Origin of the sequence: Streptomyces sp. RB17 (assembly GCF_009604455.1) — a bacterium.
Taxonomy (GTDB): Bacteria; Actinomycetota; Actinomycetes; order Streptomycetales; family Streptomycetaceae; genus Streptomyces.
The window spans coordinates 1,256,284-1,277,190 of record NZ_WEGL01000002.1; the positions used below are offsets into that span (position 1 = coordinate 1,256,284).

The window sequence follows — 20,907 nt, forward strand, 5'->3', positions numbered from 1 at the left end:
ACCTCGCTCAGTGACCCCGACACCCTTCGACAGCGAGATCGAGTGGCACCGGCGCCGGGTCGCGGAGGGCTCGGTCAACGCGATGAGCGACCTGGCGATGAGGCTGCGCGACCGCTACCGGTACACCAATGATCCGGCGGACCTGCTGGAGGCGATCGGCCAACTGCGCGCCGCCATCGGATATGTGGCGGACCATCCGATCAGACACGCGCTGCGCGTCAACCTCAGTGCCCTGCTGCTGGACCAGTTCCAGCACGCCGGCGACGTGCCGGCGCTGCAGGAGGCGATCGCCGGATGCGACGAGGCGATACCGCTGCTGGACGCGGACGACCGGCGTGTGGCAGCCACGATGCGCGCCGAGGCGTTGATCCTGCTGGCCGAGCACACCCGCGATCCGGTGTACGCCGTCGAGGCCGTCGAGTCGGCGTCACGGCTGCCGCGTGTGCCGGCCGTGCTGTTCGTGCAGGGCAAGGCCCAGTACCTGCGGTACGCGCTGACCGGCGATCACACCGCCCTCGTCGAGGCGGCCCGCGTCCTCGAGGAGAGCGTTCGGACGTCGCCCGCCGACGATCCGAGCTACCTGCTGCGGCTCAACCAGTTGGGCGATGTGCTGCAGCGCTCCGCCGAACACACGGGTGACGAGTCGGTGCGGCAGACCGCCATCCAGTATCTGCGGGCCGCGGTGGAGGGCGCCCCGAGGGCGTCGGGCTCGCTGCTGGACTTCAAGGTCGACCTCGCGGCGGCGCTGCGGGACCGCGGCCGGCACACCGGTGACCTGGCGGCGACAAGGGAATGCGTGAGCCTGCTGCGTGAGGTGCTCGCCGCCACCCCGTCCGACACCCGCTCGTGGGGAAACCGGTGTGAGAACTACCTGGTCGCCGTGCACGGGCTGGTCGAACAGACCGGCGACCTCGAACTGCTGGACCAGGCCGTGGAGATCGGCCGGGCAGCCCGCGGCCGGGGCAGCAAGGACGCCACGATCCCGCAGTTGCTGGGACTGCTGCACCACGAGCGGTTCCTGCACACCCGGCTGCAGTCCGACCTGGCGCAGGCGGTCACCGCGTTCGGCGAGGCCGTCGAGGCGGTGCCGTACGGCGAGGACGACCATGTGTCGGCGCTGGGGAACCTCGGCCGGGTCTGGTTCTCCGAGTACCGGTTCACCGGTGATCCGGAGGCGTTGCGCCGGTCAGTGACGGCACTGGGCAGCGCCGTCCGGGCCAGCTCTCCCGACACTCCGAAGCGCGGCGCAGCCGAGATCAACTACGGTGACGCCTTGTACGCCCAGTACGAGGTGAGCCAGGACCCCGGTGTCCTCGCCGCGGCGGGGCACGCCTACCGGGAAGCCGCCCGGAACGAGGGATTGCAGCCGATCATGCGGATCAAGGCCGCACGCGCATGGGCAGGTACTGAGGCGGAGGCAGGACACTGGCAGCGGGCGCGGGACGCCTACGCGTACGCGGTCGGCCTGCTGCCCCACGTGGCGCCGCGACGTCTTGCCCGCCTCGACCAGCAGCGGGCACTGGGAGAGCTCAACGGCCTCGCCGCCGACGCGGCCGCCAGCGCCGTCATGGCGAACGATCCGGAGACGGCCGTACGGCTGCTGGAACTCGGCCGTGGCGTGCTCGGCGGGCAAGTGCTGCAGAGTCGGAGCGACCTGTCCCGGCTGACCGCCGTCGCACCCGAACTCGCCGAGCGGCTGGCGGACACGCTGGACCGGCTGACCCCGTCCGGGCATCTCCTGGGCGCGGCGGCGGACGAGCGGCACGACCTGGACATCCGGCTGGGGCGTCTGCTCGACGAGGCCCGTGCGCTGCCCGGGTTCGAGGACTTCTTCGTCCCACCGGCGCTTGCCGACCTGCTGGCGTCCACGGTGGGCGGACCGGTCGTTCTCATCAACGTCAGCGGATTCCGCAGCGACGCGCTGATCGTGCAGCCGTCGGGCGTCACGCTGGTCGAACTGCCGGGCGTGACCCCGGACTCGGTGGCGGAGCAGGCCGCCGCGTTCAGGGCCGCGCTGCACGCGGCGACCCGCCCGGGAGCGGGCGAGACCGAGGCACAGAGCAACGTCACGGAGGTACTCGGCTGGCTGTGGGACTTCGTCGCCGAACCGGTGCTGGCACGGCTCGGGTACACCACCATGCCGTCCGGAGCCTGGCCACGGATCTGGTGGTCGCCGGTGGGACAACTCGCGTTGCTTCCCCTCCACGCGGCCGGCCGCTTCCCGGACGGCGCGGCGGTCCTCGACCGGGCCGTGTCCGCCTACACCCCGACCCTGCGCGCGTTGCGGCACGCCCGGGCCCGATACTCCGGGGCGGGCGAAGACCTGGTGATCGTGGCGATCGGAGACGCACCCGGCGCGAAGGCACTGCGCAGCACGGAGCGGGAGGCGAGCGGGATCGCCACGCTGACGCCGGCCACCCGGCTCGTCGGCGCACAGGCGACGGTCGACGCGGTCCGCGCCGCGCTCGCGTCCCACGCGTCGGCGCACTTCGCGTGCCACGCGACGAGCGACCCCGACGACCCGTCAGCGGGGCATCTGCTGCTGCACGACGGTCCGCTGTCGGTGCTCGACATGTCGGCGCTGGACCTCTCCGGGGTCCGGCTCGCCGTGCTGTCGGCGTGCGAGACATCGCTCGGCGCGCACCGGATCCCGGACGAGAGCCTGCATCTGCTGTCGGCCTTCCAGCTCGCCGGCTACCCGCAGGTGGTGGGCACGCTGTGGCAGGTCAACGACCTCGTGGCCCGGCTGGTCGCCGTGGACCTGCACCAGGGGATCGCCGGGGGAGAGGCCGTCGCGACGGCCTTGCATCACGCCGTGCGCCGCTGCCGGGAGCGTTTCCCGCGTACGCCGACGCTGTGGGCGGCGCACCTGTATTCCGGCCAGTGACCGTCATATGACCGTCAAACGTATGGGCATCGGCGCGGTGCGGTGGCCAAGCTGGTGGGGTGGCGTTCTGGAGCAGGAAGAAGACGAGGAAGCAGTCGGAGGTCACCGACCACTACGTCGGTGACTTCGGCAGTGCCGAGATCAAGGTGACCGAGCGGCCCGGCGACGCGACGCTGATCGACGTCAAGCTGAAGGTGACCCAGGAGTTCGCACTCGGAGCCGAGTTCGAGCGCAAACGCGAGGAACTGGGGCTGCAGCACCCTGAGACACTGCACGCTCTGCACCGGTACGCCGCGGCTCTCGGTGGACTGCCAGACCGGCGGAACGACGCCATCGAACTGCTGCACTGGCTGGTGGGCGCCCGCGCGGACGACGAGGAGAACAGGCTCCTGGCGTTGAACGACCTCACCCGGCTGCTGCAGGACGGCGGCCATCTCGCACTCGCCGAGCAGCGGTTGAGGGAGGCGTTGTCCGGATGGGAACGGCTGCGTGGCCAGGACGACGACCAGACCCTGTCGATCGCGTCGAACCTCGGGAAGGTCCTGATCGACCTCGGGCGCCGGGAGGAGGCGGAAGGGCTGATGCGGGACACCGTGGCCCGCCGCATCCGCACCCTCGGTGCCGCCCATCCGGACACGTTGAGCAGCAGAAACACCCTGGCCGGAACCCTGCGCGGCTCGCCCGACCGGCTCGCCGAGGCCGAGCGCTTGTACCGTGCGATGCTGGCCGACGCCGACGCGGGCAGCGACGTGGCCCTGACCGTACGGCACAACCTCGCCGCCGTACTCATCCACCAGGGCAGGCACACCGAAGCCCTCGCGATGTACCGGGAACTGGTCGACGCCAGGTCGCGACTGAAGGGTGACCGGCATCCGGACACCCTGATCGCACGGCACAACTACGCCGTCGTCCTGAACCGGCTCGGCCGCGCCACCGAGGCGGAGACGCTGATCGCCGAGGTCCTCCAGGACTACCGGCGGGCCTACGGCCCCCGGCACGCCGCGACCCTCGGGATCCAGGTCGACCTGGCGGCGATGAAGGCCAACCAGGGCCGCAACGCGGAGGCGGTCCCCCTGCTGCACGACGCGATCGAGGGCTACCGCAGCACACACGGCCCCCATCACCCGCGCGTCCGCGAACTCACCGACATCCTCGCGCAGCTGGGCGGATGATTCGCCCCTTCGCGACCGTTCCGGCGGTCGCTCACGCCACTGTGCACCAATCCGCACCCGGTGCGACGGAAACCCCACGTACGGGCGCGGCTCTGCCTGAGTCGCCGGACGGCCGTACGCGCTTACGGCCGTACGCGCTCAGGTTCTCGCCGATATTCACCCGCCGTGCTCCATGATCCTTCGCTGAGGTCGGCGAGGGCTACAGCAGCAACTTGTGGGGGCGGGGAGACTCGCGTAGAGGGGCAGGGGACGGGGAACAGGTCAGGCAGGGCAAACCCGGCGGAGGCGCACTTCCGTCCCCAGGGGCACCCGCGGGCAGCGCCAGTCACGCGCCGACGCCCTTCACCGCGAGCTGCCCTCCCTCCGGCAGCCCCCGCCCGATGAGCGCACTGAGCCCGTAGCGGACAGGGGACTGCCGCCTGCACCACGACATACGGGTGCCTCCCGAGCCGAAGCGCGGGAGGCACCCGTGCGGTGCTGAGAGTGACCGGGAGGTCAGTGCACCCAGACGTCGATCACCGGGGAGAGGACCCGCGTCCTGCTGTCGACGAGCCGCAACTGGTTATGGCTCTTCACGCCGAGTACGACGCGCATGGTGTACGTGGAGCGCGCGTCCGTGTACATCGATGCCGGCAGATCGACCCAGCCTCGCTTGGCCACCTGCTGCTGGAGGATGACCCGGGTGCCGCAGGGCACAAGGCCGGCGACGCCGCGGAGCCGGAATTGCTGCCAGGCACGCACATCCCGGGCGGAAATCTCCGCTGAGGGCGATGCCGGAGCCGAGGCGGCAGGCTTGTGCCTGGGGGAGGCGGGCGAGGCGAGAGCAACCGCCGTGCCCACCGTTCCGGCACCCCGGATTCGTACCGTCTCAGGCGTGCTCTGTCTCCCGGTGAGTCAGATGTGGCGGCCTCCCGGGGCGCTCAACTCCGGCTGGCCGCGGGCACCCCACCCCTACCGTGCGGCCTGAGCCGGAACACGAGTGTGCGATCCGCTCGGGGCAGACCTCGGCCCTTGCCGACGACCGCCTCGCACTCCAAACCTGCGCAGTACGAAACGGTCCACCGGAGCCGTCCGAGGTGCGTGGTCGTCGTTCGGACCTGCTCCGGTGGGCCTCCCAGGCGCGGGCCAAGAGGTTCGGCCCCGGTGGTCGGAAAGAGACTCAACGGCTACCAGTAGTGCCGTCGGCCGGCGACCGCGTGCCCCATGGAGCCCAGGACCCACAGCACCGCGCCCACGACCAACAGGATGATGCCGATGGTCCACAGGATGGATATCCCGGTGATGAAACCGATGACAAGCAGGATGACACCCAAGGCGATCATGACAGGCCTCCTGATGGTGAATCGCTCCTGTCGTCCGGGTGCCCCGAACTGGAACCGGATACGCCACTCGGAATTCCGCGCATATCCGCATCGCATTCCAGTGGATCTCGCCGTGACGCCGGGAGGGGCGGGCCCTCAAGGTTGACTACCCAGAGTAACCGAACCGCTCCTGAAAGTGCAAAATTGATGCCCTTGTATGCCGGCCCGATCTGCCGGTCGGTGGTTTGCGCGATCAGGTTGGCGTCGGTCGTGGAGCAGGGCCTGGCCTGTGGTGTGTCGATACCCAGGTGCGGTCAGGTTCGGTGATCGAGTCATCGACCCAGACGAACGGGTGTCCTGCCTCGTCATGACGGGGGCCTGCGTCTGCCGGTTCAGCGTGCCCGACCGGTGCTCTGTCGGAACGTTCGGCAGCTCCACGATCTGGCGTTGGAGCGCTACCGGTCCGCATCCCGGGCCGTTGTCACCCAGGGAGAGAGGAGTGGTGTGCACAGGTGCGTTTGTCAGTGTCGGTCGGTTTTATGACCGTATGTCAACCATCAGGCCAGGCTTCTAGCTCGCGAACTACCTTCGCGCCACCCGTGACGGGCAAAATCCACTTGTACCGCTCGGGTAGCATGATCGAACTTACGGGGACCTTCCTCACTGCTTGTCCTTCACCGGAAAGCCATGCTATCCGGACGAAGGGTGACCTGTTTGACCAACATCTAATAAATCGGCCAAATAATTGATACCTATCGCATCGCGGGTGATTTCGCGAATAAATTGCAGCTCCAAGTTCGCCGCGTGCCGCCGGACACGGGTGATGCTGTGGGCTGCCACGGTTGTGACGGCCACCGCGTTCCTCGTCACGCTGGAGGTCGCCGCGCGTCTTTATGGCCTGCCCGGGCCTATCACCAACCAGGTGCGAGAGGTGATATTGCCGCCCAAATCCGGGTTCCTTTTGTACGCCAGCATGGCGCTGATGATGGTGGTGCTCACCTGGCGGCAACGGTTCATCGCGGCCGGTGCCGCGATCGGAATTGATGTCGCGTTCTTGCTGGTGCGGTGGGTGTTCGGCATCAATATCACCGACGGCCACCCCTTCGGTAACGGTGCGTTGTGGGTGATTTTGGGTCATGCGGTCATCGCTGTCGCCCGCCGGAGGGGGCGAGAACGTGTCCTGCTGTTGAAGGGTGTCGGACTGGGCCTGTTGTTGGTGGCGGGCCGCAAAGCCGGTGATACCTGGCTGCTGATCACGTCGAAGACCCGTCCGGCCGTGTTGGACCAGTACGTGGCAACAGCCGATCGGGCGCTGGGCAACCCGTCGTGGCTGGCAGGCCGGGCGGTCAATGCCAGCGGTCCGATCGGCGCCCATGTTCTCGACTTCGTCTACATTCAGCTGGCGGTGGCCGCGGTCGTCGTCACGGCGTATCAGCTGCGCAACGTGGCGGTCGATCGCCGATTCCCGAGTCACCACCTGGTGCGCACCTTTCTGGTCATCGGCCTCCTCGGTCCGGCCGTCTATATGTTCTTCCCGGTGGTCGGACCGGTCTTCGCCTACAGCACCGACGGCGGGCACTGGGCGGTGGCCGACCTGTGGCCGCACACGCCACCGCCGATCCACCCCCCGCACCGGATTCCGTTCGACGAGATCACCCCGCGCAATTGCATGCCAAGCCTGCACACAGCGTGGGCTACCGCGATTTTCGTTCATTCCCGCCAGGGCCCGCGGTTTCTGCGCTTCGCAGGCGCGTTCTGGCTGATTGCCACGCTCGGCGCAACGCTGGGATTCGGCTACCACTATGGCGCCGATCTCGTTGCCGGAGTGGTGTTCGCGCTCACGATCGAGGCAGGGCTGCGCTCGCTCGCACATGGCTGGGACCGGTCAGGAATCCAGCTGGTCGCTTACGGCGCTTTGGTCTTTGCTGCGCTCTTGCTGTCCTATCGGTATCTGCCGATGGAAATAGCCACACATCCGTGGGTGTCTGGACCACTTCTCCTTTTGGCGATGGCCTCGGTGGTCCGCGGTTACGCACAGACCACCAAACTGTGGGATCCGGAGGCCGCGCCCTTGCGGCAACCAGAGCCGCAACCCGAGCCCGTTTGAGCCGTGTTGCATCAGGCGGCCGTGTTGCGCGTCGGTCAGGGCCGACGCGCAACACGGCGCCGCCGGCCCGGGGAAGGCCCGCGGCGCCGAGATGCTGTTCCAGGTCCTGACCGGGCGGTAAGTGAAGAAGCGCATCGTTTGAGGTAGCTACTGGTGCGCAGTTTCCAGCCGCCGTCCGCGCCACGTACGTGCAGCAGCTCGTGGACCCGCATGGTGTCGTCGGCGACGTGGTCGAGGAGGCAGGTCAGCAACCTGGTGCTCGTGCTCTACGGCGATCACCGGAGCAGAGCCGAGGCGGGTCAGCGCGAGGGTCTGTGGGCCGGGGCAGCAGCCGAGGTCGACCGCGATGTTCCCGTCGCCTTCGGCGACGCCGGACAGCAGGCCCCGCCTCCCGGAGCGGTGCGGCCTGCCCGGCGGCCGCCGCCGAGCATCCTGGTGTGGTGCCCGGCGAGCACGCGGCTCGTAGTGTTCGGTGGCGAAGGTCACGACAGCGTCCCTTCGACGCGGTCCCCGCTCGCCGCCGGCTGTCCGGACAGGACCCAGGTGGCGAGGTCGGCGAGGTAGACATTGGCGCGGGAGGCGTCCAGGGCGGTGCCGAGCACGGTCCGGTCGGTCGGTGTCGCCTCGGCGTAGCGCCGCCGGCAAGCCTCGGTGATGCTCGCGGCCACCGCCCGCCCGTCTCCGGGGCGGCGGGCCCGTACGGCCAGGCCCTGACCCCCAGCCGGGTGAGGTGCTGTCCTTCAATCCGATCCGGTCCGACGGGCAGTGGGCTCGTGCGACAGCGGTATTGCTTGCTCAAGCAAGTAAGAGGTGGCCGGTCAGCCGCCGGGTGCGTGGATCTGGTCGAGCCCCGCGCGTAGGTCGTGGGCGAGCGTGGTGGCGTCGCCGGTCTTCCAGAAGTGCAGATAGAACAGGCGTGGCTGCTCGTACAGCAGGTGGTTGTGGACCTCGATGACGGTCAAGCCGTGCGAGCGCAGGGCGCGGATGACGGGGTTGACCTGGTCGGCCGTCATGGTGAAGTCGCCGTTGACCGCCGCGCGTCCGCCGCCGAGCGGCTGGAACATCAGTAGCGTTGAGGCTTCCATCAGGTACGGCAGCGTGATGTGGGCGCGGGTGTCGGACACCGATTGCTGGACCGGGATGTGGTACTGGAGCACGCCGTTTTCGTTGTCGCCCTTCGTGCCGATGATGCGGTCCAACCCTGCGACGCCGAGCGCGATCGGCCTCTCGGCGCCGGGCTTCTGGCTCAGGGGGATGCCGGTCGCGGCGAGGGCGTTGTGCACGGTGTGCGCGATCTGTGTCGGGTCGCCGAGGGCCCAGTAGTGCAGCCACCACAGGCGCGGGTTCTCGTCCTGGAGGTGCTTGTGGAGTGCGGTGACCTCCACGCCGCCTTGCTGCAGGCGGTCGGCGACCGTGTTGACCTCGCTGCTCGTGAGGGTGACCTCCCCGATCATCAGGGTCCGGCCGTCGCCGGCGGGGTGGAAGGACGCCTCGGCGTTCAATTCCATGCCCGGGTTCTCGGTCACGCCGGCGTTGACCACGTGCAGGTCGGTGCGCAGCCACTCGGCGGTGTGCACATCCTGGGCCTCGACGGTCAGTGGTTGGCCGATCGCGCGGCCCACGGCATTCCAGTCGATGCCGGAGGACCGACCGGAAGCGGTACCCAAGGTGAGGGCGAGGGTGGTGGCAACGGCCGCGGCGCCCGCTGCCGCGGTGCCGGCGGGGTGGCGGAACAGCTTTCGGTGAGCCATGCATGCCTCCTGTCCGTCGGCGTGTCACCTGAAGGCCGGGTCGCTCCTTCCCAGGGCATCACGCCCAGGCCCGCGACGCGCGTCGAGACCGGGCCGACAGCCGCTCCCGCAGGCGGCGGCCCCGAGCGGCCCCGGCCGGTACGCCTGTACGCGCCCGGGCGCCACCACCCAGAATCCGCTGTAGACCGTGCAGGCGCCGAGGGTCACCAGGGCGATCAGCAGCGGATCGCGGCCCAGGAGGGGAAGACCAGCGAGGCGATTCCGCCGACCAGGACGACGGCGCCCGGTATGAGTCCTCGGGAGATGCGGTTGCTGACGCCGCGCCTGGTCATGGCCTGGGAGGCGAAGTCGATCAGGACGAGGGCGAGCACGCTGCCGAGGAACGGCAGCGCGACCAGGATGCCTGCGGTGGTGGTGTCGTAGCCGTGGCCTCGCTCCAGGTACAGGGGTAGCCGGCTCATCACGGCTGCGATGTATGCGTGGCAGACCAAGAGCAGCACCACGGCGCCGATCAGGGTGCCGGTGCGGAACAGACGGTGGTGCGGGATCCGCTCGGGCAGAGCGATCCTCGGCGACTCCTCAGGGGCGGCGGCCTGCGTGCCCTCGCCTCTCATGAGGAGCCAGAGGGCGGCGATGACGACGCCGAAGACGGTCAGCCAGAAAGGCCGTGTGCCAGAAGTGGTTTCTTGATCAGCCAGGTCAGGGCGGGGGCGGCGAGCACCGGGCCGAGCCCCGCTCCGAGCACCAACATGGTGGTGGGGACTGCGCGCCGCTCGGCCGGGAACCAGGTGTGCGCGGTCTTGAGTGCGATCGCGGCGGCCGGTCCTCCCTCGGCCAGGCCGAGGAACGTACGGCGGACCACGACACCGGTGAAGCCGACTCGGACGCTTCCTGCGCTAGTACACCGACGCCTGGCAACAGGTCCTCGACCGGGCCTGCCCCGGGCGTCGGCCGGCCGAGGCCCGGGTCGTCGTCCAGGCGGTGCACAGCCTGGTCTACCTGGTGGTGCGGACCCATCCGTCGCACCCGCGCCCGGACCTGGCCGACCGGCTGGTCGACCTGGGCATGGCTCTGCTCCTCGGACCTGAGCCTCCATGGTGGACACATCGCGCGGTCAGGCCCCGGGCGCGGGGGTGCGGGCGTAGCGGAGGAGTTCACGTACCAGCGGGCTGGGGTCTCCGGCGCGGGCGGCGAAGGCGAGGGTCATCTCGGTCCGGTGACCGGCAGATGCTCGGTCGAAGTCCGCGAAGCCGAAGCCGAAGTCGGCGAGTGCATGGAACTCGCGGACGGGTGTGCTCATCACCCCGAGGCCGCGGCCCGCGGCGACAACGGCGACCCACGCCAGCGGGGTCTGCGCCCGCACCGCCGAATCGCCGACGTTCCACCGGGCGTATCACGGGTCCGGCGGCACGTCGTACCAGAGGGTCGGGAAGCCCCGCAGGTCCTCGGCGGTCAGCGAGGTCGCGGACGTGGCCCGCGCGGTGACGGCTGGTCGCCGCCCACCTGACCGCCGGAATCCGCTGCAGAGCCGTGCCGTTGACAGCCGTGCCGTTCCACCCCGCACGCCGGCCGGGTCGGAACGGCACGGCCTTTGGTGCCGCCCGCCCGGATCAGCCGCGGCGACGCAGCCGCGGGCGCCGGTCGACGACCTCCGCGAGGCGCAGCAGTCGGGCGACGAGCCGCCCCCGGTCTGCCGAGTACGGGTACCACAGCAGTTCCGCCTCGGGCGCGAGCCGGGTCTCGGTGATGGCTTGGGAGCGGCAGTACTTCAGCATGCAGTACGCCCCGCTGTGGTCCGAGCATCGGCGCCCCGAACCTGCCGCCCTGACAGTTCCCGCCCGCTCGACGTGGGCGGCGCTGCGGTGTGCCCGGGCCGTGCCCGCCGGCGCCTTGGAGGCGCCGAACAGGAGTCGTGCCGCACTCAAAGCCGGTACGGCTGCGGTGCGGCGGCGATTGGGTCACGTGTCGGATGCGGGGGGCAGGTGGGTGGCGTCCGGGCAGCAGGCTGGCCGTATGGGGAGAGACGGGGAGTGGCGTGCGGCCGGCCTGGAGCCTGTGCCGATGGGGAGCCCGCTCGGACGGGGCGGCGTCGCAGGGTGCCTGTGGAACGGCTGCCTTGCCGTACTGGTACTTGCCCTGCTGGTAGTGAGCGGGGTCTGGCTGTGGCTGTGGCTGGCTCCGCGCCACTGGGAACACGAGGCCCGCGACCAGATGGAAAAGCAAGCGGCGGAGACCAGGGCCCGGCTCGCGGACTCGGCGGCTGACGGAGTTCTGCTCGGTACGGAGATCGACCGGGACGTGCACCCAGGACCCATGGCGGCCCGGGCTCAGGTGCGGCGGCACGGCGGCACAGTGACGGTAACAGCGCTGCTCGCGGGCCTCGGACCGGGTTTCATGGGCCCGACGCAGACGACGGGCTGCTACCGGTTCCGCGTCGTCGCGCACCGGGTCACGACGGCACACGTTCCCGACGAGGCGTGCGGCGGCCGTACGCCCACCGCCTACCGGCCTCCTGCCGAGGTCGCGGACGACGTGATCACGGAGGCACGTGCGGCCCTCGACGAGGGCGGGCTCGACGCCGTGAGAGTGGCAGCGGTATGGCGGACACCCGGGATCGACGTGGTGCGCATGGAGTTCCCCACGGGCCAATTGATCGTCACCGCCCGACTGCGCCATGACGTCGGAGTGTCCCTCGCGACGTACTGCTACTCCTTTCGCGTCCGGCAGCATCCGCCCTCGGTCGCGGCGCGGAACCTGGCGCCGAGCCGCTGCGGCTGAGGCACATCGCCCCGCGGGACACACAGAGACACGCGGGACAGCGAGAGGCCGTGCGACCGCGACCGGCTGCGCCCAGTGTGAGTGGGGCTGTCGGGGTTGTGCGTCGCGCCGGCCCATTGTGCGGTGTTCGAGCCGGACTCGTAGGCACAGCGGGTACGCCACATCTCACGTAGAGCGAGCAAACGGTCGTGGATCGCTGAGTATTGCTTCGCAGGTTTCACGGCCGACGGCCACGACCGCTGTGCGAGCGTGCAGGAAGCCGTCGCTCGACAGGCGGTCTCCCTACAGCGGGGCCGTGCCGCCGAGTTTGGCTGACGTTGTGTCAGTACCGCCGTCAGGATCACCGGTGACGGCGTTGATCATGTGCCCGATGTCCGTGTGGCAACGCACCCTGAGCGAGCCGCCGTTGGGGTCGAGCCCGTCATGGTCCTGTTGCGGGTGCTCCGGCACTTCCGTGACCGGCCGAGCTGTTCACGCCGGACGTTCATCGAGCAGATCGTTGGCCCGACCGAGCGGTTTCGCTGCTTCAGCGCCGGGCTGACGAGCCGGGCGGTGCGGTCGGTCGCCGGGGGAAGGCTTGTCCGCGGTGGTGGCGATGACCTGTTTGCGCGCACTACGGCTGCCTGCGCAAACGCGCCGAGGAAGAGACGGCGGCCGGGGTGCCGAAGGCCTACTGAGGCACTTCGGCGTGAGCGTCGGCACCGGCTTCGTGGAGTTCGGCCACCCTCAGCTCCAGCTACACCTACGACGGCGTACTCGATACCCGAACCCTGTCCGCCCTGTTCCACGCCTACGTCGGCGACGTCACAAGGCAACGCGGCTGTACCCACGTGACGTACCCCGACGCCAGAGACCTCCGCGCCTCCTGAACAGTCAGCGCCGGAGTACGTCGGGTTCGGGCGGTCGTACGCCCTGGGGCACGGCAGGGCAGCGGGGTATGAAGGCCTGGCGAGGCATCGCCACTTGCTGGACAGGGGGCCGGAGTTCCGTTGCTGTGAGTCTCTTGTGCGCGGCGCTCTTCGGCGGCATTCTCACTGATCGGTGCATGTCAGGAACAGGCCATTCTGGTTCGTCTCACGGGCCCCCACCCCGTAGGGCCTTCCGCTTCCCAAGAGGAGGATCAGTGAGAACCAAGCGCACCCGACTGCTCGCCGTCGCCGCAGGTCTCGTCGCCGCCACCCTGGGGGGAGCTCCCGCCGCCGGTGCCGCCGGCACCTCGTCTCGTGGCGTGGCGCAGCTCGCCCGCGTTTCGGACAACGTCGCCCGGGCCGGTGTCGACGGCACCGCCTGGTACGTGGACCAGGCGTCCGGACGCGTCGTCGTCACCGCCGACAGCACGGTCACCAAGGCCGGGATCGCCCGTATCGAGAAGGCGGCGGGCGGTGACGCGGGCGCCGTGCAGGTCCGGCACGCCGACGGCGTCTTCCGGCCGCTGTTGGGCGCCGGGGACGCCATCTACGGTGGCCAGTACCGCTGTTCGCTCGGTTTCAACGTGGTCAGCGGCAGTACGTACTACTTCCTCACCGCCGGTCACTGCGGCAAGGTCGCCAAGACCTGGTACACCAACCAGGCCCACACCACCCTCATCGGCCCGACCATCGGCTACGACTTCCCCGGAAACGACTACGCCCTGGTCCGCTACGACAACACCGCCCTCAGCCACCCCGGCGGCTACACCGCGGCGAACGCCTACGTCGGTGAGAACGTCAAGCGCACCGGTTCCACCTCCGGCACCCACAGCGGCTCGGTGACCGCGCTCAACGTCAGCGTCCGCTACCAGGGCGGCGGCACGGTCAGTGGCATGATCCAGACCACCGTCTGCGCAGAGCCGGGCGACTCCGGCGGCCCCCTGTACGACGGGACGAAGGCACTCGGCATCACCTCCGGCGGCAGCGGCGACTGCACCACCGGCGGTACGACGTTCTACCAGCCGGTGCCCGAGGCCCTCAGCGCCTACGGTGTCAGCATCTACTAGACACCCACGCCGCGTCGGCATCCGCCGAGCACCGCCGGCAATCGAGGAACACCGCGGACATGATCGTCGAGCCGTCCGTCGTGAAAACTGAACGCGTGCGGGCGGCTTGACGGTTGACGGCTGCACGGCCGAGGCGCCCTTCGTGCCGACGGCCCCTCCGGCCGAATGAGCACCCAGCGCAGGGAGGCCGTGCCCCGCCAGGCGTCGTGGCCCTCGGAACCAGCGGCGTTCCGCGCCGGGGAGGTGCCGGACGGGGTCGAGCGGCCAACTCCGGCCCCAGTCCGAACGGACCGTGTCCGCAGTGGTGCAGAACAGGCCGTCGCGGTATCAGTGCTTGAGCAGCGTGAGCTGGTCCAGATACCAGCGGTCGGCACTGACGTCGCGCCACGACGTCACCTCGATCCACCGGTTCCCGTTCCAGGCGTACAGGTGGTGACCAAGCCGACGCTCTTCGCCCTTGGTCTGGTGGGGGTGCCGGCCATGGTAGTGGTCTCGGCGGTCGTCGTCCCTGTACGAGCCACGGCTCCCGTCCCAGCGGTCGCCCCGTTCCTCCTGGCGACCGAGGCCGAATCCGTCGTCGCGGTTGCCGTCACGTTCGCTGCCGGTCCCGAAGGCGGCGATCGAGGACATGGTGTGCTGCACGGGCTGCGAGGCCGTCGTCGCCGACGCCGAGCCGCCGGCTCCGAGCAGGGCTCCGCCCGCCAGCGCCGTAGTGGCTACAGCGATCGAAATGCGCCTGATCAACCTGCTCATAGTCATCTCCTTGTGGTGGCCGCGATTCGACATTCCCTGTCGACCCGGGTGCCGCCCACGGGCGCCATTCGGAGGGGGTCCTCATGTTCGGCTCTGTCACTGTAGTCGAGGGGTCCCTCATGTTAACGGTGAGGCTCATCACAGCACGTCGGAAGGGTGGGATGTCCCGGGCCCGAATTCGAGGGGGTCCTCATGTTACGCTGGGTGCATGAGTCACCGACACGTTCTGTCCGCGCCCCAGGCGCCGGCCAAGCCGCTGCGTCGCGACGCGCAGCGCAACCGGGACGCGATCGTGACCGCCGCTCGCATGGCTTTCGCCGAGCAAGGTCTCGGCGCTTCCCTTGAGGGAGTCGCTCGCGAGGCGGGCGTGGCGATCGGAACTCTCTACCGGCACTTCCCCAGCCGGCTGGACCTGGTCGAAGAGCTCTTCACCGCGAAGTACAGGGATCTGCTCGCCGCCGCCGAAGAGGCCGCAGCGATGGAAGACGCCTGGGAAGGCTTCTGCCACTACCTGGAAAAGCTCTGTGAGCTGCAGGCCTGTGACCGAGCCTTCAACGACCTGGTCTCGGCCCGGATGCCCCTTCACGCGGTCAGCAGGGACATACAGGAGCGCGCGATGGAAAGGAGCGCTGAGATCTTCCGCAGCGCCCAGGAGCAGGGTGTCCTCCGCGACGACGTCACCCGGGAAGACATCGCCTTCGTGATCTGGTCCCAGGCCGGGATCATCCAGGCCACACGTACCGTCGCCCCCACCGCCTGGCGCCGCCACCTTCACCTGATGCTCGATGCCTTCCGCGCCGAGTGCGCCCACGAGCTGCGCGAGCCTCCGCTGACCCCCGAGCAGGTCGAGCGGACCCTCACCACTCTTGAGTGCCCCGAAGAGGAGTGCGCCGAGTGCCACGAGGAGGCGTCGCCGCGCAGCGGGTGAGGTTGCCGGGCAGCGGAACTGCAGACAGCCGACCGGTGCCGCAGTCGGCAACTCGGCGCACCGCCGCCGACGGTAAGAGCAAAGACACACCTCCTCGGTCTGGTTTCGGCCGTACTCGGTCTGGTCTCGGTCGTCGCGTCACGTGACCCGGGCTTCGAGCCGCGGGCCGACATCACGGGCCCGGTCAGCGGGCGGGGTGGGTGCCGTCGGCGGGTCCGTACCCGCCTCCGCCGGGTGTGCGGATCACCAGGACGTCGCCCTCGGTGACGTCCGCTGTGTCGCAGCCGCGCAGCCGCCGCGTGCGGCCGTCGGCGTGTTCGATCAGGTTCTCGCCGAGAGCCCCGGGTTCGCCGCCGGCCATGCCGTAGGGCGGGACGCGGCGGTGACCGGACACGACCGCGACCGTCATCGCTTCGGCGAATCGGATCCGGCGTTCCACTCCGCACCCGCCGTGCCAGCGGCCCGCTCCGCCACTGCCCGCACGGATGCGGAACCCCTGCACACGCACCGGGTAGCGCCACTCCAGGACCTCGGGATCGGTCAGACGGGAGTTCGTCATGTGCGTCTGCACCGCATCCGCCCCGTCGAAGCCCTCGCCCGCTCCCGAACCGGAGGCGACGGTCTCGTAGTACTGGTGGCGGTCGTTGCCGAAGGAGACGTTGTTCATCGTGCCGGAGCCTTCGGCCTGGGCGTGCAGAACGGCGTACAGCGCGCCGGTGACGGCCTGGGAGGTCTCGACGTTGCCGGCGACTGTGGCGGCCGGGTGGGCGGGGGAGAGCATGGAGCCGTCGGGGATGCGCACGTCGAGCGGTTTCAGGCAGCCGCTGTTGAGCGGGATGTCATCGGCGACCAGAGTGCGGAAGACGTACAGCACCGCCGCGAGCACGACGGAGGTCGGTGCGTTCAGGTTGCCCGTCTGCTGCGGTGAGGTGCCCGTGAAGTCCAGGACGGCGCTGCGGTTGTCACGGTCGACATGGAGGGCGACCCGGATGACGGCGCCGTTGTCGGTCTCGTAGCGGTGTTCGCCGTCCTCGAGGGTGGCGATGATGCGGCGTACGCATTCCTCGGCGTTGTCCTGGACGTGCCCCATGTAGGCGTGGACGACGTCGAGGCCGAACTGGTCGATGATGCGGCGCAGTTCGTGGATGCCCTTCTCATTGGCGGCGATCTGTGCGCGCAGGTCGGCGAGATTGGTGTCCGGCGCGCGGGAGGGATAGCGGGCCGTGGTCAACAGCTCCCGGGTCTCCTCCTCGCGGAATCGGCCGTCACGCACCAGCAGCCAGTTGTCGAAGAGCACGCCCTCCTCGTCGATGGTGCTGCTGAAGGCGGGCATGGATCCGGGGCTGATGCCGCCGATCTCGGCGTGGTGGCCGCGCGAGGCGACCAGGAAGAGCAGCCGCTCGCCCGCCTCGTCGAACACCGGGGTGACGACGGTGATGTCGGGCAGGTGGGTGCCGCCGTGGTAAGGGTCGTTGATCGCGTAGACGTCGCCGGGTCGGATCGAGCCCTCGTTGCGGCGCAGGACCTCCTTGATGGACTCGCCCATCGAGCCCAGATGTACGGGGATGTGGGGCGCATTGGCGATGAGATTGCCGTCCGGGGCGAAGAGGGCGCACGAGAAGTCGAGGCGCTCCTTGATGTTGACCGAGTGGGCGGTGCTCTCCAGCCGTACACCCATCTGCTCGGCGACGGACATGAACAGGTTGTTGAAGACCTCCAGCATCACGGGGTCGACGGTGGTGCCGACCGCCGTACGCGACGGGCGGGGCCGGGAGCGAGTGAGGACGAGGTCGCCGTGCTCGTCGGCCGCGGCGCGCCAGCCGGGGTCGACGACCGTGGTCCCGTCCGCCTCGGCGATGATCGCCGGGCCCTCGACCGCGTCCCCGGAGCGGATGTCCTCGCGCCGGTACAGCCGGGTGGGCTGCCAGCGGCCCTCGGTGAACATCCGTACGGTGGCGGCTGCTTCCAGCGTGCCCGTGCGCGGCGGCAGCGCGACCGTCGTAGCCGTGGCCGGGCCGGAGGAACCGGTGGCCTCCACCGCGATGGCCTCCACGACCAGCGGCTTGTCCATGGTGAAGCCGTAGCGGTCGCGGTGGTCGTGCGCGAAGTCGGTCCGCATGTCCTCGGCCGGGCCCAGCGGTACGGGCAGCGAGAAGTCGGTGCCCTCGTAGCGCAGCAGGGCGCGGGCCGTCGTACGGACGGTGGTCTTCGGGATGCCGTCCTCGCGCAGCTGAGTGTGCGCGTGGTCCTCCAGCTCCGCGCGGACGGACTCGACGCGGGCCGCCGTCTCGGGCTCGTCGAGGGCCGCCTCGACGGAGCGTTCGCGCAGCGCGACCGCGTCCGCCATCCCGATGCCGTACGCGGACAGCACCCCGGCGAGCGGCGGGACCAGGACGGTGTCGATGCCCAGGCGGTCGGCGACCGCGCAGGCGTGCTGGCCGCCGGCGCCACCGAAGGCGACCAGCGCGTAGCGGGTGATGTCCCGGCCGCGCTGAACGGAGATCTTCTTCACCGCGTTCGCGATGTTGAGCACGGCGATGTCGAGGAAACCCGCCGCGACCTCCTCCGGACTACGGCGCTGCCCCGTCGCGTCGGCCGTCTGCTCGGCGAGTCCGGTGAAGCGGGTGCGGACCGTGGCGTCGTCCAACGGCTGGTCGCCGTTCTTGCCGAACACCCGGGGAAAGAAGGCGGGTTGGATGCGGCCGAGCATGACATTGGCGTCGGTGACGGTGAGCGGCCCACCGCGCCGGTAGCAGACCGGGCCGGGGTCGGCACCCGCCGAGTCCGGCCCGACGCGGTAGCGCATCCCGTCGAAGTGCAGGACCGAACCGCCGCCCGCGGCGACGGTGTGGATGTCGGTCATCGGCGCCCGCATCCGCACCCCGGCCACCTGGGTGCCCAGGACCCGTTCGATCTCGCCCGCGTAGTGGGACACGTCGGTCGAGGTACCGCCCATGTCGAAGCCGATCGCCCTGGTGTGCCCCGCGCGCCTCGCGGCCCGGGCCATGCCGACGACGCCGCCCGCCGGGCCGGACAGTACGGCGTCCTTGCCTCTGAAGCTGCCCGCCTCGCGCAGGCCGCCCCCGGACTGCATGAACATCAGCCGTACTCCGCCCAGTTCGCCTGCCACCTGGTCGACATAGCGGCGCAGGATGGGCGAGAGGTAGGCGTCGACGACGGTCGTGTCACCCCGCGGCACCAGCTTGATCAGCGGGCTCACCTCGTGCGAGCAGCTGACCTGCCGGTAGCCGACCGCACGGGCCGCCTCGGCGACGGCGGCCTCGTGGGTGGAATGGCGGTAGCCGTGCAGGAAAACGATCGCGGCGCTGCGGAAGCCGTCCGCGTACGCCGACTCCAGCGCCTCGCGCGCGGCGTCCAGGTCGAGCGGGCGGACGAGATCGCCGCGCGCGCCCACCCGTTCGTCCACCTCGATCACCCGGTCGTACAGGGCCTCGGGGAGCAGGATGCGGCGGTCGAAGATGCGCGGGCGGTTCTGGTAGGCGATGCGCAGGGCGTCCCGGAAGCCCCGGGTGATGACCAGGACGGTCGGCTCGCCCGTGTGGGTCAACAGGGCGTTGGTGGCGACGGTGGTACCCATCTTCACCACCTCGATCCGGTCGGAGGGAATCGGTTCGTCAGCCTCCAGGCCCAGCACCAGCCGGATCCCGGCGACTGCCGCGTCCCGGTACGCCTCCGGCCGCTCCGAGAGCAGCTTGCGGCTGACCACCTCGGAGTCCGGTCTCACCGCCACGACGTCGGTGAAGGTTCCGCCACGGTCGATCCAGAACTGCCAGCGACCAGTCATGAACCCATTGTGCGCCCCGGCCGGCCACCGGCCGCTCGGTGACAGGCCGGTCAGCGGGGCGCTCCACACCGGGCAGTTGATCCGCTCCACCGGCTCGATCACCGTCTCCCGGGCGCCGTACCATTCCACGTCGCCCCGCTACCACCAGCGCCAGCGTCCCGGCGTCCCGGCGTCCCGGCGTCGGCGAGCCTGGCTGCCAGGTCGGCCGCCGGCGGATCGGTCGGGGAACGCCGAGGCGTGGGTGACCGTACGGTCGCGGACTACGACGCCGATGTCGACGATCTGCAGTGCCGTCCAGTTCGACGGCCATGTCGTCGACCGGCAGCTACACGAAGTCCGGGTCCGGCGGGGGAGTGGTGGCGGTCAGGTGGATGGCGTGGGCGACCACCGCGGGCACCTCGTCGGCGGTTGCCGGCTGGGCCCCTGCTTCGCCCTGCCTCCGTGTCGGGCTGTCGGATGGCTCGGCTTCATGGAACGCCGGAGCACGGCGTGTCCGTCCTCCGCCTGACGGGCATCGAAGATGGAGTCGAGGAACACCTCGATCGAGCGGGGTAGCGACCATGGGGATGGGGATGTCGAGATGACCGCGGAAGCGCTGGCGATCTTGCGGGCGGCCGGAGCTGAACGGATCGAGCACCCGGGCGGAACACTGCTGGCGCACCTGCAGCGAGTCAGCGCCCTTCTCGCCTCGTGGGGCGCCCGTTCGGCGCTGGTGTCGGCCGGACTGTGCCACGCGTTCTACGGGACCGACGGATTCCCGGTCGCGCTGCTGGACCTGGGGCGCCGGGCGGAACTGGTGGAGGCGATCGGCGCCGAGGCCGAAGCGCTCGTCCACTTCTACGCCTCCTGCGACCGCAAGCCCTCTTACCGGGCACTGGCCGATGACCAAGGCTTGTTCGTCGACCGGTTCACCGGCGCAGGGATCCGGCCAAGCCTGGCTGCGCGCCGCGACTTCGCCGAACTCACGGCCGCCAACGAGCTGGACATCGCCGCGATCAGCCCGGAGGCCCGCGCCCGCCACGGCGCCGACCTGCTGGACCTTTTCACGCGTTGGCGGCCCCTGCTGTCCGAGCCGGCCTGGGCACACTGCCTCAGCGTGCTGCACCAGGCCGACCACTGACCGTCCATGCCGGCGCCGCCTGCCTGGCGAAGATTCAACAGGGCAGGCCATCCGATCGAGTTCATCCTGGAGAGCCTGACCGTCTTCGACGACGAGTTGATGGAATTCCTCGTCAGCGCCGGTCAGGCGGTGCAGGCGTGTGCTGTGTGGGCACGGGTCCGTGAACTCACACTGAGCCAGGCCCTGGCCTGCCACGGGGAGTGCTGCAGCTGGTTGATCGTCCGCTCGACTTCGTCCGGGGTGGCGTGAAGGAAGGACAACTGGCACAGCCCAGTCCCACAGCAGGGGCGGCGAGGAGCTCCGCATGAACCATCAGGACGTCGATGCCGC

The 20,907-nt window shown here is 69.9% G+C and carries 18 protein-coding genes; 8 read left to right on the forward strand and 10 right to left on the reverse strand.

What is annotated here, in order from left to right:
- The first annotated feature begins 10 nt into the window (after positions 1-10).
- Positions 11-2,887 carry a CHAT domain-containing protein gene (locus SRB17_RS48015; protein ID WP_153537704.1) on the forward strand — a complete coding sequence of 959 codons (2,877 nt, stop codon included), beginning with the start codon at positions 11-13 and terminating at the stop codon, positions 2,885-2,887.
- A 59-nt stretch (positions 2,888-2,946) separates the two neighbouring features.
- Complete coding sequence (locus SRB17_RS48020) at positions 2,947-4,059, forward strand: tetratricopeptide repeat protein (protein ID WP_153537706.1); 1,113 nt, start codon at positions 2,947-2,949, stop codon at positions 4,057-4,059.
- A gap of 495 nt (positions 4,060-4,554) precedes the next feature.
- On the opposite strand, the gene SRB17_RS12725 is transcribed toward SRB17_RS48020, so the two are convergent.
- Complete coding sequence (locus SRB17_RS12725; RefSeq protein WP_194293975.1) at positions 4,555-4,800, reverse strand: hypothetical protein; 246 nt, start codon at positions 4,798-4,800, stop codon at positions 4,555-4,557.
- A 425-nt stretch (positions 4,801-5,225) separates the two neighbouring features.
- Positions 5,226-5,381, reverse strand: a complete 156-nt coding sequence (locus SRB17_RS45375; RefSeq protein WP_194293976.1) for a DUF6131 family protein — start codon at positions 5,379-5,381, stop codon at positions 5,226-5,228.
- Positions 5,382-6,183: 802 nt separating this feature from the next.
- Here SRB17_RS45375 and SRB17_RS12730 point away from each other — a divergent pair.
- Positions 6,184-7,467, forward strand: coding sequence for a DUF5933 domain-containing protein (locus SRB17_RS12730; RefSeq protein ID WP_153537711.1), 1,284 nt, complete (start codon positions 6,184-6,186; stop codon positions 7,465-7,467).
- A 482-nt stretch (positions 7,468-7,949) separates the two neighbouring features.
- Here the strand turns inward: SRB17_RS12730 and SRB17_RS12735 are convergent, their stop codons facing one another.
- The 6 genes from SRB17_RS12735 to SRB17_RS12760 all read right to left on the reverse strand — a co-directional run bounded on the left by SRB17_RS12735 (position 7,950) and on the right by SRB17_RS12760 (position 10,993).
- The gene (locus SRB17_RS12735; RefSeq protein ID WP_153537713.1) at positions 7,950-8,135 is read right to left on the reverse strand and encodes a hypothetical protein; all 186 of its coding nucleotides are present in this window, start codon (positions 8,133-8,135) and stop codon (positions 7,950-7,952) included.
- 150 nt (positions 8,136-8,285) lie between these two features.
- Positions 8,286-9,218, reverse strand: a complete 933-nt coding sequence (locus tag SRB17_RS12740; RefSeq protein ID WP_153537715.1) for a DUF1259 domain-containing protein — start codon at positions 9,216-9,218, stop codon at positions 8,286-8,288.
- Between the two features lie 215 nt (positions 9,219-9,433).
- On the reverse strand, positions 9,434-9,832 hold the full coding sequence (locus SRB17_RS12745) for a hypothetical protein (protein WP_153537717.1): 399 nt from the start codon (positions 9,830-9,832) through the stop codon (positions 9,434-9,436).
- A gap of 38 nt (positions 9,833-9,870) precedes the next feature.
- On the reverse strand, positions 9,871-10,080 hold the full coding sequence (locus SRB17_RS12750) for a hypothetical protein (RefSeq protein WP_153537719.1): 210 nt from the start codon (positions 10,078-10,080) through the stop codon (positions 9,871-9,873).
- 252 nt (positions 10,081-10,332) lie between these two features.
- Positions 10,333-10,581, reverse strand: coding sequence for a hypothetical protein (locus SRB17_RS12755; RefSeq protein WP_153537721.1), 249 nt, complete (start codon positions 10,579-10,581; stop codon positions 10,333-10,335).
- A gap of 247 nt (positions 10,582-10,828) precedes the next feature.
- Positions 10,829-10,993: a hypothetical protein gene (locus SRB17_RS12760; protein ID WP_153537723.1), complete on the reverse strand. Its 165-nt coding sequence runs from the start codon at positions 10,991-10,993 to the stop codon at positions 10,829-10,831.
- 286 nt (positions 10,994-11,279) lie between these two features.
- Between SRB17_RS12760 and SRB17_RS12765 the strand changes: the two genes are divergently transcribed.
- Both SRB17_RS12765 and SRB17_RS12770 read left to right on the forward strand, forming a co-directional pair.
- A complete protein-coding gene (locus SRB17_RS12765) occupies positions 11,280-11,996 on the forward strand; it encodes a hypothetical protein (protein WP_153537725.1) in 717 nt (238 codons plus the stop codon).
- Between the two features lie 1,123 nt (positions 11,997-13,119).
- The gene (locus SRB17_RS12770; protein ID WP_323375362.1) at positions 13,120-13,971 is read left to right on the forward strand and encodes a S1 family peptidase; all 852 of its coding nucleotides are present in this window, start codon (positions 13,120-13,122) and stop codon (positions 13,969-13,971) included.
- Positions 13,972-14,298: 327 nt separating this feature from the next.
- Here SRB17_RS12770 and SRB17_RS12775 read toward each other — a convergent pair whose 3' ends face one another.
- On the reverse strand, positions 14,299-14,724 hold the full coding sequence (locus tag SRB17_RS12775) for a hypothetical protein (RefSeq protein WP_153537727.1): 426 nt from the start codon (positions 14,722-14,724) through the stop codon (positions 14,299-14,301).
- Between the two features lie 208 nt (positions 14,725-14,932).
- Between SRB17_RS12775 and SRB17_RS12780 the strand changes: the two genes are divergently transcribed.
- On the forward strand, positions 14,933-15,652 hold the full coding sequence (locus SRB17_RS12780; protein WP_153537729.1) for a TetR/AcrR family transcriptional regulator: 720 nt from the start codon (positions 14,933-14,935) through the stop codon (positions 15,650-15,652).
- 184 nt (positions 15,653-15,836) lie between these two features.
- Here SRB17_RS12780 and SRB17_RS12785 read toward each other — a convergent pair whose 3' ends face one another.
- On the reverse strand, positions 15,837-19,457 hold the full coding sequence (locus SRB17_RS12785; protein WP_153538361.1) for a hydantoinase B/oxoprolinase family protein: 3,621 nt from the start codon (positions 19,455-19,457) through the stop codon (positions 15,837-15,839).
- A gap of 580 nt (positions 19,458-20,037) precedes the next feature.
- Here SRB17_RS12785 and SRB17_RS12790 point away from each other — a divergent pair.
- Both SRB17_RS12790 and SRB17_RS12795 read left to right on the forward strand, forming a co-directional pair.
- Positions 20,038-20,577 carry a DUF6817 domain-containing protein gene (locus SRB17_RS12790; protein WP_153537731.1) on the forward strand — a complete coding sequence of 180 codons (540 nt, stop codon included), beginning with the start codon at positions 20,038-20,040 and terminating at the stop codon, positions 20,575-20,577.
- Positions 20,578-20,583: 6 nt separating this feature from the next.
- Positions 20,584-20,826 carry a hypothetical protein gene (locus SRB17_RS12795; protein ID WP_153537733.1) on the forward strand — a complete coding sequence of 81 codons (243 nt, stop codon included), beginning with the start codon at positions 20,584-20,586 and terminating at the stop codon, positions 20,824-20,826.
- Positions 20,827-20,907 lie beyond the last annotated feature (81 nt).